Origin of the sequence: Methylibium sp. (assembly GCF_965279545.1) — a bacterium.
GTDB lineage: Bacteria > Pseudomonadota > Gammaproteobacteria > Burkholderiales > Burkholderiaceae_C > Methylibium.
On the sequence record NZ_OZ257250.1, the window covers coordinates 2,695,779 to 2,709,425 of the forward strand.

The window sequence follows — 13,647 nt, forward strand, 5'->3', positions numbered from 1 at the left end:
TTCAGAACAGCAGCCGGCTCAACCCGTAGAACACCGCAGCGATCAGCGCCGAGGCCGGGATCGTGAAGATCCAGGCCCAGACGATGCGTCCGGCGACGCCCCAGCGCACCGCCGACAGGCGGTGCGTGGAGCCGACGCCGACGATCGCGCCGGTGATCGTGTGCGTCGTCGATACCGGGATGCCCAGCGCAGTCGCGAGAAACAGCGTGATCGCCCCGCCGGTTTCGGCACAGAAGCCGCCCACCGGCTTGAGCTTGGTGATCTTCTGCCCCATCGTCTTCACGATGCGCCAGCCGCCGATCATGGTGCCCAGCGCGATGGCGATGTAGCAGGACCAGATCGCCCACCAGGGCGGCGACGCATCGCTCGCCGACGCATAGCCGGAGGCGATCAGCAGCATCCAGATGATGCCGATGGTCTTCTGCGCATCGTTGCCGCCGTGGCCCAGGCTGTACATGCCGGCCGAGACCAGCTGCGCGCGGCGGAACCAGCGGTCGATGCGCAGTGGCGTCTTGCCGCGGAACACCCAGGCCACCGCGACCATCAGCCCCGAGCCGAGCACGAAGCCAAGCAGCGGTGAGACGATGATGAAAACCACCGTCTTCAGCACGCCGGCCAGCACCAGCGCATCGGGCCCTGCCTTCGCGATGACGGCTCCGACGATGCCGCCGATCAGCGCGTGGGAGCTGGACGACGGGATGCCGTAGTACCAGGTGATCAGGTTCCAGGCGATCGCGCCGATCAACGCGCCGAACACCACGTTCGGGTCGACGACGCCGGGCTGCACGATGCCCTTGCCGATGGTCGCCGCCACCGACAGGTGAAACACGAAGACCGCAATGAAATTGAAGACCGCCGCGAACACCACCGCCTGCTGCGGCTTGAGCACGCCGGTGGAGACCACGGTGGCGATCGAGTTCGCCGCGTCGTGGAAGCCGTTCATGAAGTCGAACGCGATCGCCAGCAGCACCAGCAGCGCCACGACCCAGAAGCCGAGCTGGACCGATTCCACGGACCAGGTCAGGAGTTCTCGAGGACGATGCCCTCGATCAGGTTGGCCACGTCCTCGCAGCGGTCGGTGATCGATTCGAGCATCTCGTAGATCGCCTTGAGCTTGATCAGTTCGCGCACGTCCGGCTCCTCGCGGAACAGCTTGCTCATCGCCGAGCGCATCACGCGGTCGGCGTCGCTCTCGAGGTGGTCGATCTCCTCGCAGGTCTTCATCGCGGCCTCGACCGCGCTCGGCTCGCTGATGCGCGGCAGCAGCGCCACCACGTCGCGCACCCGCTCGCAGCAGCGTGCGCTGAGCTGCCCGAGGCGCAGCGTCTCCTCGGTCATGCGGCGCACGTCGTACAGGCTCATCGTCTCGGTGGTGTCCTGCAGCAGGTCGAGCACATCGTCCATCGCGTTGATCAGGCCGTGGATCTGCTCACGGTCCAGCGGCGTGATGAAGGTCTTGTGCAGCAGGCGGTTGACCTCGGCCGTGATCTTGTCGGCCTTCTGTTCGGCGGTGATCACGGCGGCAGCGTGGCGCTCGCGCACGGGGACGTCGGCGTAGTGCTCGATCATCGCGATGAAGGCGCGCGCGCCTTCGACGATGTGCTCACCGTGCTGGTTGAACAGCTCGAAGAAATTGCCTTCACGCGGCAGCAGCTTGCCGAACAGCATGGACGCTCCAGATGCAAGTGCGGCGCCGAGGGCCGGCGCCGCGCGAGCCGGATTGTCACATTACTGTCACAGCTCGATCAGCCCCCCGGCGATCGTGTCGCTGACTTGGCCATCGGCGGCACGGCCGGGCGCATCCGGCGGATCGAAGAACTCGAACGGCCCCTGGAAACGCTCGACGCGCTCGAGCAGGCGGGCGAAATCGGTCGGGCTCTCGCTCGGGTGGAAGGCCTCGGTGTTGATGGCCAGCACCGGCGCACCCCGGTGGCTGGCGAAGTAGCGCAGGTAGCCCCGGCACAACGCGCGCAGGTAGTCCTCGGTGAGGTGGCGCTCCATCTCGATGCCGCGGCGGCGCACGCGCGCCATCAGCACGTCGGGCTCGGCCTGCAGCCAGATCACCAGGTCCGGCTGGGGGGCCTGCGCGCTGTGGCGCTTGTAGATCTGGCGGTACAGCGCCAGGTCCTCGTCGTCGAGCGTGAGCATCGCGAAGATCGCGTCCTTGGCGAACAGGAAGTCGCTGACCACGCCGTGGTGGTCGAACATGCCACCCTGCCCCAGTTCCCTGAGCTGCTCGACGCGCTGGAACAGGAAGCTGAGCTGGGTCTGCAAGGCGAGCGGGTTGCCGCGGCCGCTGCCGTGCTCGCCCATGTGCTCGTAGTAGCGCGCCAGATAGGGGTTCTCGGCCGGCTGCTCCAGCACCAGCTTCGCGCCCCAGTGCGCCGCGAGCGCGCGTGCCAGCGTGGTCTTGCCGACGCCGATCGGGCCTTCGACGACCACGTGCGCGAAACGCATGTCGGCCCTGGCACTCACGAGGAACGGAACATGAAGTACACCGCGCCCACCAGGCACAGCCCGGCCCACAGGTAGTCGAGCTTCAGCGGCTCGCGCAGGTAGAACACGGCGAACGGCACGAACACGCTCAAGGTGACGATCTCCTGGATGATCTTGAGTTGCCCGACGCTGAACTGCTGCACGCCGATGCGGTTGGCCGGCACCATCAGCAGGTACTCGAACAGTGCGATGCCCCAGCTCAGCAGCGCCGCCACGTACCACGGGCGGTCGGCCAGGTTCTTCAGGTGACCGTACCAGGCAAAGGTCATGAAGCAGTTCGACGCGGTCAGCAGCAGGATGGTCTGCAGCGGGATCGGCAGGGAGAGGTTCATGGCGGCTCTGGCGTCAGACCGGCGGGCAGGGCTCGACCGCCTGGTCGGCGACGGCCGGCAGCAAGGCGGACACGGCGCCCCGGCCCGGCAGCACCAGCGCCGGGGCGATCTCGGCCAGCGGGCGCAGCACGAAGGCGCGCTCGTGCAGGCGCGGGTGCGGCAGCGTCAGCGTCGGGGTGTCGAGCCGCGTGTCGCCGTGCAGCAGCAGATCGAGGTCCAGCGTGCGCGGCGCGTTGCGGTAGGGTCGCTCGCGGCCATGCGCCTGCTCGATGGACTGCAGCGCGGCCAGCAGCGCATGGGGACCGAGCGCCGTGTCCAGCGCCGCGACCGCGTTGACGTAGTCCGGGCCGCTCGACTCGATCGGGGCGCTGCGGTACAGCGAGGAGCTGGCCACCAGCCGCGTGTCCGGCAGTTCGGCCAGCGCGGCCAGTGCCGTCTTCAAAGTGAGCCGCGCATCACCCAGGTTGGCGCCCAGGCCGATGTAGGCGCGCCACACACCCGCCATGCTCAGGCATCCCCATCGCCCGCCGCGGCCGCCAGCACGGCCCCGGAAGCCACCGCCTCGCCGGCCGGCTTGCGGCGCCGGCGCCGCCGCTTCTTCGCCGGCGCATCGCCGCCGGCAGCGGGGGCTTCACCGTCACCACCGCCACCGCTGCCACCACCACCGCTGCGGGCGGTACCGGCGCCGGCCGCGCGCCGGCCGTGGTCCTGCTCGCGCGCCAGTTCGAGCAGCGCGCGGCGCTCTTCGTCGTCGCCGAGCGAGAAGTCTTCCCACCACTCGGCCAGCTCGGGTTCGACCTCGCCGGTGTCGGCGCGCAGGCGCAGGAAGTCGAAGCCGGCGCGAAAACGCGGCTGCTCCACCAGGCCAAGCGGCGTGCTGCCGCTGCGGCGCTCGAAGCGCGGTTGCATCATCCAGATCTCGCGCATGTCGGCACCGAGCTTGCCGCGCCCGGAGATGTCGCCGATGCGGGCGTCGAACACCGCGTCGATCGCCTGCTGCAGCGCCGGGAAGGGCGGCTCGCCCTGGGCCTTGAGCCGGTCCCAGCCCCCCAGCACCTCGTGCCACAGCAGGCAGGCGAGCAGGAAGCTCGGCGCGACCGGCTTGTCCTCGGCAACGCGGCGGTCGGTGTCAGCCAGCGCCGCGTCGATGAAGGCCGCGCGGGCCGGGTTGCGCCCGGCATCGGCGAGCACCGCGTCGAGCAGCGGGAAGATGCCGTGCGAACCGGGGCCGGCGCCGAGCAGGCCCTGCTTGCGCAGCTGCGCGATCGAGGCCAGCGCATGACCGGTCTGCAGCAGCTTGATCATCTCGTCGAACAGCCGCGAGATCGGCACCGCCTCGAGCAGCGCCGCGCAGTCGCGGATCGGCGCACGCGTCTTCGGCTCGATCTCGAAGCCGAGCTTGGCCGCGAAGCGCACCACGCGCACAATGCGCACCGGGTCCTCGCGGTAGCGCGTGAGCGGGTCGCCGATCATGCGCAGCAGGCGCTTCTTGGCGTCGGCGATGCCGCCGTGGTAGTCGACGACGATCTGCGTCTGCGGGTCGTAGTACAGCGCGTTGACGGTGAAGTCGCGCCGCGCGGCGTCCTCGTGCTGCGGACCCCAGACGTTGTCGCGCAGCACGCGGCCGCTGGCGTCCACCACGTGGCTCTTGCCGGACAGCTCGGCCTTCGAGGTCTTCTCGTTGCCGGCCACCTGCTCGGCGGCGGCCGAATCGAGGTAGGCGCGGAAGGTCGACACCTCGATGACCTCGTGCTCGCGGCCACGGCCGTAGACCACGTGCACGATGCGAAAGCGCCGCCCGATGATGAAGGCGCGGCGGAACAGCCCCTTCACCTGCTCCGGCGTGGCGTTGGTGGCGACGTCGAAGTCCTTGGGGCGCAGGCCCAGCATCATGTCGCGCACCGCGCCGCCGACGATGTAGGCCTCGTAGCCGGCCTCCTGCAGCGTCGCCACCACCTTCAGCGCGCGCTCGTCGAGCAGCGCCGGATCGATGCCGTGCTCGGCCTGAGGCACCTCGACGCGCTTGCCGGCCTTGGCCTGGCCTTTGCCGGCACGGGCGGCCTTGGGCGTGCCGTCGTCGCCCTTGCCGAGCAGCTTGTTGATGAGTCTCTTGATCATGGGAACAGTTTCAGTAGGGGCCACCCGCGTTCGCGGGCGATCGCCTCGAGCGCCGGCGAAGGATTGGTCGCGACCGGATGGGTCGCGAGCTCGAGCAGCGGCAGGTCGTTGGTCGAATCGCTGTAGACGGTGATGCGCTCGGAGTCTTGCACACGGCGGCCCAGGCTGCGCAGCCACTGCTCGACGCGCACCGTCTTGCCTTCCCGAAAGGACGGCGTGCCCCGGATCCGGCCGGTGACGGCGCCCGCGGCGTCGCGCTCGAGCTCCACCGCGATCAGCGTCTCGACGCCGAAAGCGGCCGCGATCGGCCGGGTCACGAATTCGTTGGTCGCGGTGACGATGGCGATCAGCTCGCCGCGCTGCCGGTGCTCGCGCACCAGGGCCAAGGCCTCGGGCCGGATCGCCGGCAGAATCAACTCGCGCATGAAGCGCTCATGCGCCGCCGCCTGCGCCGCCGCCGGACGCCGCCGCCACGGACGGGTCGCGAACTCGATGTACTGCGCGATGTCGAGCGTGCCGTCCTGGTACTGCGCATAGAAGGCATCGTTGGCCTGGCGCTGCTGCGGACCATCGGCCCAGCCGAGGGCCACGACGAACTCGCCCCAGGCGTGGTCGGAGTCCAGCGGCAGCAGCGTGTGGTCGAGATCGAACAGGCAGAGATTCATGCACCTTCCTTGACGGCCTGCTCGGCCAGCATGCGCTTGAGCAGGGGCACGGTGACCGCGCGCTGCTCGCTGAGTGCGAACTCGTCGAGCGCATCGAGCAATGCCATCAGCGAGCCCAGATCGCGCGCGAAATGGGTCAGCAGGTAGCCTGTCACCTCGTCGGACAGGGCGATGCCGCGGCGCTCGGCCTCGCGCTTGAGGGCCGCGCGCACCTCCGCGTCTGCGAGCGGCAGGAGCTGGAACACCGGCCCCCAGCCCAGGCGCGTGCGCAGGTCTTCGCGCACCGGCAGATCCACCGGCGGCAGCCGCCCGGCCGCGGCGACCGGCACACCGTGGGTCGCCGCCTCGACGAACAGCGCGAAGGCGGCGTGTTGCTGCGCGGCATCGAAGTCATCGCAGCCGTCCAGCAGCACCAGCTCGAAGCCTTCGCCCCAGCTCCACGGCGGCTCGAGCGACGGCCCGAAGGCGCCGACCCGCTCGCCGCGCCCCAGCGCTTCGCAGGCCAGCGCGCGCAGCAGATGGGTCTTGCCCGTACCGGCCGGGCCCCACAGGTAGACCGGTGGCGACGATGGCGCCACCGATCGCAGCGCGCTCACGGTCACCGCATTGGCACCGACCGCGAAGTTCTCGAAGCGCTGCGCCGGGCCGGGCCCGAGCAGCAAGGGCAGTTGCTTCATGCGCGTGGCGCTCACCCCTGGTACAGCGGGCTGCTGAGGTAGAGCGCCTTCAGGCGCTGGAAGGCCACCGCGCCGACCGCGCTGACCGGCAGCGCGATCAGCACGCCGATGAAGCCGAACAGCTGGCCGAAGGCCAGCAGCGCGAAGATCACCGTGATCGGATGCAGCCCGATGCGCTCGCCGACCAGCCTTGGTGTGAGGTAGAAGCTTTCGACCACCTGCCCCAGGCCGTAGACGACCGCCACCGCCACGACGCCGTACAGTCCGCCGAACTGCAGCAGCCCGACCAGCAGCGCCAGCACCAGCCCGAGGCCGAAGCCCACATAGGGAATGAACACCGCCACGCCGGTGAACACGCCGACCGGCAGAGCCAGGTCGAAGCCGAACAGCGCCAGGCCGATGCTGTAGAAGGCCGCCAGGATGCCCATGACCAGCAGCTGCCCGCGCAGGTACTGGCCGAGCATGCGGTCGCACTCGGCCATGAAACTGTCGAACCCCGGGCGCCGGCGCGGCGGCACCAGCGCCTGGGTGCGCGCCACGATCTGCGGCCAGTCCACCAGCACGTAGTACAGCACCAGCGGCAGCAGCACCGCACCGCCCAGCAGGCCGAGCATGAAGCTGCCGCCGATGCGCAGCGAGTCGAACGCCGTGGTGAGCCAGCTCTCGGTGTTGTCGCCCATGTGGCTGAGGATGAAGGCCTTGATGCTGGCAATGTCGAGCGAGACGTCGATGCCCAGTCGCGACAGATTCGGCTGCAGCCAGGTGTCCAGGCGCGTCAGCAGCACGGGGATCTGGTCGCGCAGCACCGGCAGCTCCTTCACGAGGATCGGCACGACCAGCAGCAGCGCCGCCAGGGCGACCAGCAGCGCCAGCGCCTCGATCAGCAACGCGGCCAGCGGGCGTGGCACGCGACGGCGCGCGAGGCCGTCGACCAGCGGGTTCAGCGCATAGCCGAGCACGGCAGCGACGACGAACGGCGTCAGCACCGGCCCCAGCAGCCACAGCGCCAGCGCCAGCGCGGCGCCGATGCCGAACCAGGCAAGGCTCTGTTGTTGGGCGGCTGTCAGGGGCATGGGTGCTTGATGTGGGAGGCGGGGGGGGGCGGACGGGTCACGCGAGTTCGGCGTTCGCGGGGCCGTGCGGCCCCGTTCAGGAGGACCGCCGCCCAAGTGCCCGATTTTATGGGGCGCTCGCCGCCTGCCCGCCCCGTGGGGCCACGACCGCCCTTCCAACGGCCGGGCGCCGCCTCAGTGCAGGCGAGGCCGGCCCTGCGCGCGCAGCTCGGCGGCGCGCTCGGCGATCGCCCGGCGGTCCTCGGCCTGCGGGCTGTGGGCCACGTAGGCGTCGAGGTCGTCGGCCGCAGCATCCCAGACACCGAGTTCGGCCTGGATCAGGCCACGATCGCGGCGCTCGTCCCACTCCCGCGGCAGCAGCAGCACCAAGCGCTGCTGCACCGCGAGCAGGCGGGGCCAGTCTTCGGCGGCCCGGTGAATCTCCTTCAGATTGCGCAGCAGCCGGGCCAGCACTTCGCGCGGCGAGGCCGCTTGCAGGAACAGGCCCAGCGGCATGTCGAACTCGCCCTGCAGGCCCTGGCGGCGCTTGTAGGGCACCAGCCGCTCGTCGAGTTCGTCGCGCGACAAGGACTGACCGGTGAAGGGGTCGACGATCACCTCGCCCTGCGGCATCTTCACCTTGACCAGGAAATGCCCCGGGAAGGAAACACCGCGCGCAACGAGGCCGATCTGGCCGGCAAACTCGAGGTAGATGATGGCCAGCGAGATCGGGATGCCGCAGCGCGTGCGCAGCACTTCGTGCACGTAGCTGTTGCCGCTGGCGTAGTAGTCGTTCACGTTGCCGGCGAAGCCGAGTTCCTGGAAGAAATACCGGTTCAGGAAGCGGAGCTTTTGCACCGGCGGTGCGTCGGCGGGAATGCGGCGCTCGAGGCGATGGGCCAGCGCGTCGAGTTCGGCGAGCACCGTCTGGCTGTCGAGCAGAGGATGCTCGTCCTGTGCAATGGAGATGGCGGCCTCGGTGAGCGAGAGGCTGGCGTCGTCGGCCACGAGCGCCGCGAAGTGCTCCAGGGCGGTGGGCACCTCGACTGAAAACGGTGCGGACATGCGCCGAGTCTAGAGCGGATTGCCGCGCTCGGCGAGCCGGCACGGCAGGGGCGCCGGCACGGCCCCCGCCGGGCGTCGTGAGACCTCAGCGGCCGAGATCCTTCTTCGCGTCCTTGGTGGCATCCTGGATCTTGTCGCTGGCCGCTCGACTCTCGTGGGTGGCGCCGCGCGGGCGTCGACCCGGGGAGACTGTAGGCAGTCGCGCACCGCATGTCGGCCGGACGCGGCGCGATGCGCTGTAGGTCGCGTCCCACCGGTGCCGGCGCCGCGTCAGGCGCGGCGGGCGAATTGCCTCGGCCGGATGCCGAGCGCCAGCAGCGTGCCGAAGTAAAGCGCCGCCGCCGCCAGCAGCACCACGGCCAGCGAGCCCGCGCGCCGCAGCTCGTGGCTGCCGAGCGCGACCCAGTCGAAAGACTGCGCGGCCCACGCCAGGCCGCAACCCATCAGGACGCTGGCGATCGACACCTTGGCGCCGAACGCCGGCCAGCCCGGCGCCGCGCGCCAGCTACCGCGGCGGTGCAGGCCGATCAGCAGCCACAGCGCGTTGACCAGGGCGCCGCAACCGATCGACAAGGCCAGCCCGGCATGGCCGAGGCGCGGCACGAACACCAGGTTCAGCAACTGCGTGAGCACCAGCACGACGATCGCCACCTTGACCGGCGTGCGGATGTCCTGCTTGGCGTAGAAGCCCGGCGCCAGCACCTTCAGCGCCACCAGACCCAGCAGACCGGCGCCGTAGCCCCTGAGCGCCGTCACGGTCTGGTGCACGTCGAAGGCGCTGAAGGCGCCACGGTGATAGAGCACGGCCACGAGCGCCTCGGGGAACACGACGAGCGCCACCGCACAGGGCAGCGTCAGCAGTACGACCAGGCGCAGCCCCCAGTCGAGCAGTGCGGCATAGCGTTCACCGCTGCCCTCGGCCTGGGTCGCCGACAACTGGGGCAGCAGCACCACGCCGAGCGCCACGCCGAGCAAGGCGGTCGGGAACTCCATCAGCCGGTCCGCATAGGTCAGCCACGACACCGCGCCGGCACCGATCTGCGTGGCGATCTGCGTGTTGATGAGCAGCGAGATCTGCGCGACCGAGACACCCAGGATGGCCGGCGCCATTTGCCGCAGCACGCGGTGCACGCCGGGGTGGGCCCAGGCGAGGCGCAGACGGGCGATCGAGAGCCCGACACGCGGCAGGGCGCCGATGCGCCTCAAGGCCGGCAACTGCACGCCGAGCTGCAGCATGCCGCCGACCATCACGCCGACCGCGAGCGCGTAGATGGGCTCGATGCCCCAGGCCCTGAACCGCGGCACGCCCCACCAGGCGGCGGCGATGAACGACAGGTTCAGCAGCACCGGCGTGGCGGCTGGCACCGCGAAGCGCTTCCAGGTGTTCAGGATGCCGGCCGCCAGCGCGACCAGCGACATGAAACCGATGTAGGGGAACATGAAACGCGTCATCACGACCGCGAGGTCGAAGCCGCCGCTCTTCTGCAGCCCCTGGGCCATCAGCCATACCAGCAGCGGCGCCCCCACCACACCGAGCACGCAGGTGGCGAGCAGCGCCCACAACAGCACCGTGGCCACGGCGTCGATCAACGCATGAGTCACTTGGTCGCCGTCGCGCGCCCGGCTTTGCGCCAGCAGCGGCACGAAGGCCTGCGAGAACGCGCCCTCGGCGAACAGGCGACGCAGCAGGTTCGGGATGCGGAATGCGACATTGAAGGCATCCGTCATCACGCTCGCCCCGAACGCGGCGGCCACCATCTGCTCGCGTACCAGTCCGGTGATGCGAGACGCCAGCGTCAGCAGGGAGACGGTCGACGCGGCGCGCAGCAGGTTCATGGGCAGACAACACAGCCGCTCGGCGCAGGCTGCACAGGCAGGAAAGGTGCGCGAGTATAGATAGTGCCTACTAACGTCTCGGCCGGCCCCTGGTGCGAGCCGATTGAGCGGCGCTCGCCAGTGCTATACTTTCAGGCTTCCCACCCGGAACCCAGTCACAGAATGGCCACCTCTTCCAAAGTCAAGAAATCGGTCCGCATCGCGTCGGGCCGCAAGCGCGTGCGTCAGGACGTCCGCCTGAACGCCGCCAACACCTCGCTGCGCTCGAAGTTCCGCACTGCCATCAAGGGCGTGCTCAAGGCCGTGGCCACTGGCGACAAGACCAAGGCCGGTGAAACCTTCAAGTCGGCCCAGAAGGTGATCGATTCGATCGCCGACAAGGGTCTGTTCCACAAGAACAAGGCCGCTCGCTACAAGAGCCGCCTGTCGGCCAAGGTCAAGGCGCTGGCGGCCTGAAGCCGCATCCGGGTGTGGAAAGAAAAAGGGCTCCGCAAGGGGCCCTTTTCGTTGGGGGCATCCAAAACAAGCAGGGCGCCTCCCGAGGAGCCCTGCTTCATTGGGATCACCGCTCGGGGCGCGGCGCCGCAGCCGGCGCGTCGGGCAGCAGACACGCCTCGGCCACCTGCAGCTGGTTGTCGCGCGCGAAGTTCATGACGAAGTCCCACGCCATCGGCTCCAGCTCGCGCAGTGCCTCGTTGACGACGACGCATCTGACACCGTTGATCACCTTGGGCACGCAGTACGGCGAATAGCCGATGTAGGCCGCACGGCCCATTTGCGCGCCCCCGGGACGAAAGCTCGACATCGCGCCGGCGAGGCGCTCGGCCCAGTCGCTGGGCCGGAACATGCGTCCGTCCAGGGTCAGGCCCTGGATGAAGACTTCTCTGGGTTTGGGGCTGGTGGGTGTGGGCACGGGTCAGCACGGACGGGACAGCGCTCTTGGCGGCGACAAGTTTTTGTATTGTGCTGCACTGCAGCAGACGCAAACGGCAAATCCGTGCGAGGAGCGGCGCCCGCCAGCCTTGCGGGAGATGACAGCCGGGCATCCGTAGAATCGAGCAGGCGCAGCGTCCGTGATGGACTGCGCCTTTTTCATTCACCGAGCCCCAGTTTGCGAGGAAGCCGCTCATGAACGCGCCCGAAGCCCTCAAGTCGCCGCCGACCTCCGCCTCCCACGTGATGAACACCTACGGCCGCCTGCCGTTCGCGCTGTCGCATGGCCAGGGCTGCCGCGTGTGGGACACCGAGGGCCGCGAATACCTCGACGCGCTGGGCGGCATCGCGGTCAACACGCTGGGCCACGCGCATCCGAAGCTGGTGCCGGCGCTGACCGACCAGATCGGCAAGCTGATCCACTGCTCCAACTACTACCAGGCGCCACTGCAGGAGCAGCTCGCCGCCAAGCTGTGCGAGTTGAGTGGCCTGACGAACGCCTTTTTCTGCAGCACCGGCCTCGAGGCCAACGAAGCGGCGCTGAAGATCGCCCGCAAGTTCGGCCATGACAAGGGCATCGATCGCCCGGAGATCATCGTCTACGAAAAGGCCTTTCACGGCCGCTCGATCGCCACGCTGTCGGCCACCGGCAACCCGAAGGTGCAGGCTGGCTTCGGACCGCTGGTGGAGGGCTTCGTGCGCGTGCCGTTGAACGACGTGGCGGCGATCGAGGAAGTGGCGAACACCCGGCCGGGCGTGGTCGCTGTCTTTCTTGAAGTGATCCAGGGCGAAGGCGGCATCAACCCAGCCACGGCCGGGTACCTGCAGGCCGTGCGGCGGCTGTGCGACGAGCACGACTGGCTGCTGATGCTCGACGAGGTGCAGTGCGGCATCGGCCGCACCGGCAAGTGGTTCGCCCATCAGTGGGCCGGCATCCTGCCCGACGTGATGCCGCTGGCCAAGGGCCTGGGGTCGGGCGTGCCGGTGGGCGCCGTCGTCTGCGGCCCGCGCGCGGCCACGGTGCTTGGTCCCGGCAACCACGGCTCCACCTTCGGCGGCAATCCGCTGGCGATGCGGGCCGGCATCGAGACGCTCGCGATCATGGAACAGGACCGCCTGCTCGAGAACGCGGCGACCGTCGGGGCGGCGTTGCGGGCCGGGCTGGCGCGCGAACTCGCCGACGTGACCGGTGCGGGCGGCGTCATCGAGATCCGCGGCCAGGGCCTGATGATCGGCATCGAGCTGGCCCGCCCCTGCGGCGAGCTGCTCGGCCGCGCCGCCGAAGCCGGCCTGCTGATCAGCGTGACCGCCGACCGCGTGATCCGCCTGGTGCCGCCGCTGATCCTCAGCGCCGCGCAGGCCGAGCGCGTCGTGGCGATCCTGTGTCCGCTGATCCGCAGCTTCCTCGGCGCGCCGCCGCCGGCCGCATGAACCGCGGTTCGCGCAGCATCCCATGATCTCCGCCCGAGCGAGCGCCATGAAATCCGGCTCCAGCCTCATCAAACACTACCTGCAGTTCAAGGACCTCCGCGCCGAGGAGTACGCCTACCTGTTCGAGCGCAGCGCGATCATCAAGCGCCGCTTCAAGAACTACGAGAAGTACACGCCGCTGGTCGACCGCACGCTGGCGATGATCTTCGAGAAGGCCAGCACCCGCACCCGCGTGAGCTTCGAGGCCGGCATGTACCAGATGGGCGGCTCGGTGGTGCACCTGACCACCGGCGACAGCCAGCTCGGCCGCGCCGAGCCGGTGGAGGACAGCGCGCGCGTCATCAGCCGCATGGTCGACGTGGTGATGATCCGCACCTACGAGCAGGCCAAGCTGGAGCGTTTCGCGGCGCACTCGCGCGTGCCGGTGATCAACGGCCTGACCAACGAGTACCACCCCTGCCAGATCCTCGCCGACCTGTTCACCTACATCGAGCACCGCGGCGTGCGCGGCGCCCACGGCAACGCGCTGGACTGCCTGCGCGGCAAGGTGGTCGCCTGGGTCGGCGATGGCAACAACATGGCCCACACCTGGCTGCAGGCCGCCGAGATCCTGGGTTTCACGGTGCATGTGAGCACGCCCAGCGGCTACGAGATCGACCCGGCCGTCGCCGGCATCACGAACACCAGCTGCTACAAGGTCTTCAAGAACCCGATGGATGCCTGCCGCGGCGCCCATCTCGTGACCACCGACGTGTGGACCAGCATGGGCTACGAGGCCGAGAACGATGCGCGCCGGCTGGCCTTCGCCGACTGGCGCGTGGACCGCAAGATGATGACCGCGGCGCAGCCCGATGCACTCTTCATGCACTGCCTGCCGGCGCACCGCGGCGAGGAGGTCGAGGCCGAGGTGATCGACGGCGCCCAGTCGGTGGTCTGGGACGAGGCCGAAAATCGCATGCACGTGCAGAAGGCGCTCATGGAGTACCTGTTGCTCGGCCGGATCGGCTGAAACCGCGCCGCCCGCGAAACGGTTTGCTCCGCG

Annotated in this window: 15 protein-coding genes; 3 read left to right on the plus strand and 12 right to left on the minus strand. The window is 69.4% G+C overall.

Going from position 1 to position 13,647, the window contains the following annotated elements; genetic code table 11:
• Position 1: 1 nt before the first annotated feature.
• The 11 genes from ACQY9S_RS12570 to murJ form a co-directional block, all read right to left on the minus strand.
• A complete protein-coding gene (locus ACQY9S_RS12570; protein WP_428420036.1) occupies positions 2–1,012 on the minus strand; it encodes an anion permease in 1,011 nt (336 codons plus the stop codon).
• An 8-nt stretch (positions 1,013–1,020) separates the two neighbouring features.
• Complete coding sequence (locus tag ACQY9S_RS12575; protein ID WP_428420037.1) at positions 1,021–1,668, minus strand: DUF47 domain-containing protein; 648 nt, start codon at positions 1,666–1,668, stop codon at positions 1,021–1,023.
• A 66-nt stretch (positions 1,669–1,734) separates the two neighbouring features.
• Entirely contained in the window at positions 1,735–2,457 is a 723-nt protein-coding gene (locus ACQY9S_RS12580; RefSeq protein ID WP_428420038.1) for a deoxynucleoside kinase, read from the minus strand.
• Between the two features lie 14 nt (positions 2,458–2,471).
• Entirely contained in the window at positions 2,472–2,828 is a 357-nt protein-coding gene (locus tag ACQY9S_RS12585) for a DMT family protein (protein WP_428420039.1), read from the minus strand.
• Positions 2,829–2,841: 13 nt separating this feature from the next.
• Positions 2,842–3,333: a 2-amino-4-hydroxy-6-hydroxymethyldihydropteridine diphosphokinase gene (gene folK, locus ACQY9S_RS12590; RefSeq protein WP_428420040.1), complete on the minus strand. Its 492-nt coding sequence runs from the start codon at positions 3,331–3,333 to the stop codon at positions 2,842–2,844.
• Positions 3,334–3,335: 2 nt separating this feature from the next.
• Positions 3,336–4,946, minus strand: coding sequence for a polynucleotide adenylyltransferase PcnB (pcnB, locus tag ACQY9S_RS12595; RefSeq protein WP_428420041.1), 1,611 nt, complete (start codon positions 4,944–4,946; stop codon positions 3,336–3,338).
• Positions 4,943–5,611: an HAD family hydrolase gene (locus tag ACQY9S_RS12600; RefSeq protein WP_428420042.1), complete on the minus strand. Its 669-nt coding sequence runs from the start codon at positions 5,609–5,611 to the stop codon at positions 4,943–4,945. Before ACQY9S_RS12600 ends, pcnB begins: the two co-directional genes overlap by 4 nt.
• Positions 5,608–6,288, minus strand: coding sequence for a DnaA regulatory inactivator Hda (gene hda, locus ACQY9S_RS12605; protein ID WP_428420043.1), 681 nt, complete (start codon positions 6,286–6,288; stop codon positions 5,608–5,610). The genes ACQY9S_RS12600 and hda overlap by 4 nt, the downstream gene beginning before the upstream one ends.
• 11 nt (positions 6,289–6,299) lie before the next feature.
• Positions 6,300–7,361 (minus strand): AI-2E family transporter, encoded by a 1,062-nt coding sequence (locus ACQY9S_RS12610; protein ID WP_428420044.1) that lies wholly within the window; start codon positions 7,359–7,361, stop codon positions 6,300–6,302.
• 174 nt (positions 7,362–7,535) lie between these two features.
• On the minus strand, positions 7,536–8,405 hold the full coding sequence (locus ACQY9S_RS12615; RefSeq protein WP_428420045.1) for a SirB1 family protein: 870 nt from the start codon (positions 8,403–8,405) through the stop codon (positions 7,536–7,538).
• Between the two features lie 270 nt (positions 8,406–8,675).
• On the minus strand, positions 8,676–10,241 hold the full coding sequence (gene murJ, locus ACQY9S_RS12620) for a murein biosynthesis integral membrane protein MurJ (RefSeq protein ID WP_428420046.1): 1,566 nt from the start codon (positions 10,239–10,241) through the stop codon (positions 8,676–8,678).
• 162 nt (positions 10,242–10,403) lie between these two features.
• On the opposite strand from murJ, the gene rpsT reads away from it, so the two are divergent.
• Positions 10,404–10,697: a 30S ribosomal protein S20 gene (rpsT, locus tag ACQY9S_RS12625; protein WP_428420047.1), complete on the plus strand. Its 294-nt coding sequence runs from the start codon at positions 10,404–10,406 to the stop codon at positions 10,695–10,697.
• A 106-nt stretch (positions 10,698–10,803) separates the two neighbouring features.
• Here rpsT and ACQY9S_RS12630 read toward each other — a convergent pair whose 3' ends face one another.
• Entirely contained in the window at positions 10,804–11,088 is a 285-nt protein-coding gene (locus ACQY9S_RS12630) for a DUF3579 domain-containing protein (protein ID WP_428425718.1), read from the minus strand.
• Positions 11,089–11,369: 281 nt separating this feature from the next.
• Here ACQY9S_RS12630 and ACQY9S_RS12635 point away from each other — a divergent pair, with 281 nt between their 5' ends.
• Entirely contained in the window at positions 11,370–12,605 is a 1,236-nt protein-coding gene (locus tag ACQY9S_RS12635; protein WP_428420048.1) for an aspartate aminotransferase family protein, read from the plus strand.
• 46 nt (positions 12,606–12,651) lie between these two features.
• Positions 12,652–13,614, plus strand: coding sequence for an ornithine carbamoyltransferase (gene argF / locus ACQY9S_RS12640; RefSeq protein ID WP_428420049.1), 963 nt, complete (start codon positions 12,652–12,654; stop codon positions 13,612–13,614).
• Positions 13,615–13,647 lie beyond the last annotated feature (33 nt).

Bases quoted from the DNA above. Each gene is read 5' to 3' on its own strand.
- ACQY9S_RS12575 (WP_428420037.1), bottom strand. From the start codon at position 1,668: ATGCTGTTCGGCAAGCTGCTGCCGCGTGAAGGCAATTTCTTCGAGCTG.
- ACQY9S_RS12580 (WP_428420038.1), bottom strand. From the start codon at position 2,457: ATGCGTTTCGCGCACGTGGTCGTCGAAGGCCCGATCGGCGTCGGCAAG.
- ACQY9S_RS12585 (WP_428420039.1), bottom strand. From the start codon at position 2,828: ATGAACCTCTCCCTGCCGATCCCGCTGCAGACCATCCTGCTGCTGACC.
- folK (WP_428420040.1), bottom strand. From the start codon at position 3,333: ATGGCGGGTGTGTGGCGCGCCTACATCGGCCTGGGCGCCAACCTGGGT.
- pcnB (WP_428420041.1), bottom strand. From the start codon at position 4,946: ATGATCAAGAGACTCATCAACAAGCTGCTCGGCAAGGGCGACGACGGC.
- ACQY9S_RS12600 (WP_428420042.1), bottom strand. From the start codon at position 5,611: ATGAATCTCTGCCTGTTCGATCTCGACCACACGCTGCTGCCGCTGGAC.
- hda (WP_428420043.1), bottom strand. From the start codon at position 6,288: ATGAAGCAACTGCCCTTGCTGCTCGGGCCCGGCCCGGCGCAGCGCTTC.
- ACQY9S_RS12610 (WP_428420044.1), bottom strand. From the start codon at position 7,361: ATGCCCCTGACAGCCGCCCAACAACAGAGCCTTGCCTGGTTCGGCATC.
- ACQY9S_RS12615 (WP_428420045.1), bottom strand. From the start codon at position 8,405: ATGTCCGCACCGTTTTCAGTCGAGGTGCCCACCGCCCTGGAGCACTTC.
- murJ (WP_428420046.1), bottom strand. From the start codon at position 10,241: ATGAACCTGCTGCGCGCCGCGTCGACCGTCTCCCTGCTGACGCTGGCG.
- rpsT (WP_428420047.1), top strand. From the start codon at position 10,404: ATGGCCACCTCTTCCAAAGTCAAGAAATCGGTCCGCATCGCGTCGGGC.
- ACQY9S_RS12630 (WP_428425718.1), bottom strand. From the start codon at position 11,088: ATGTTCCGGCCCAGCGACTGGGCCGAGCGCCTCGCCGGCGCGATGTCG.
- ACQY9S_RS12635 (WP_428420048.1), top strand. From the start codon at position 11,370: ATGAACGCGCCCGAAGCCCTCAAGTCGCCGCCGACCTCCGCCTCCCAC.
- argF (WP_428420049.1), top strand. From the start codon at position 12,652: ATGAAATCCGGCTCCAGCCTCATCAAACACTACCTGCAGTTCAAGGAC.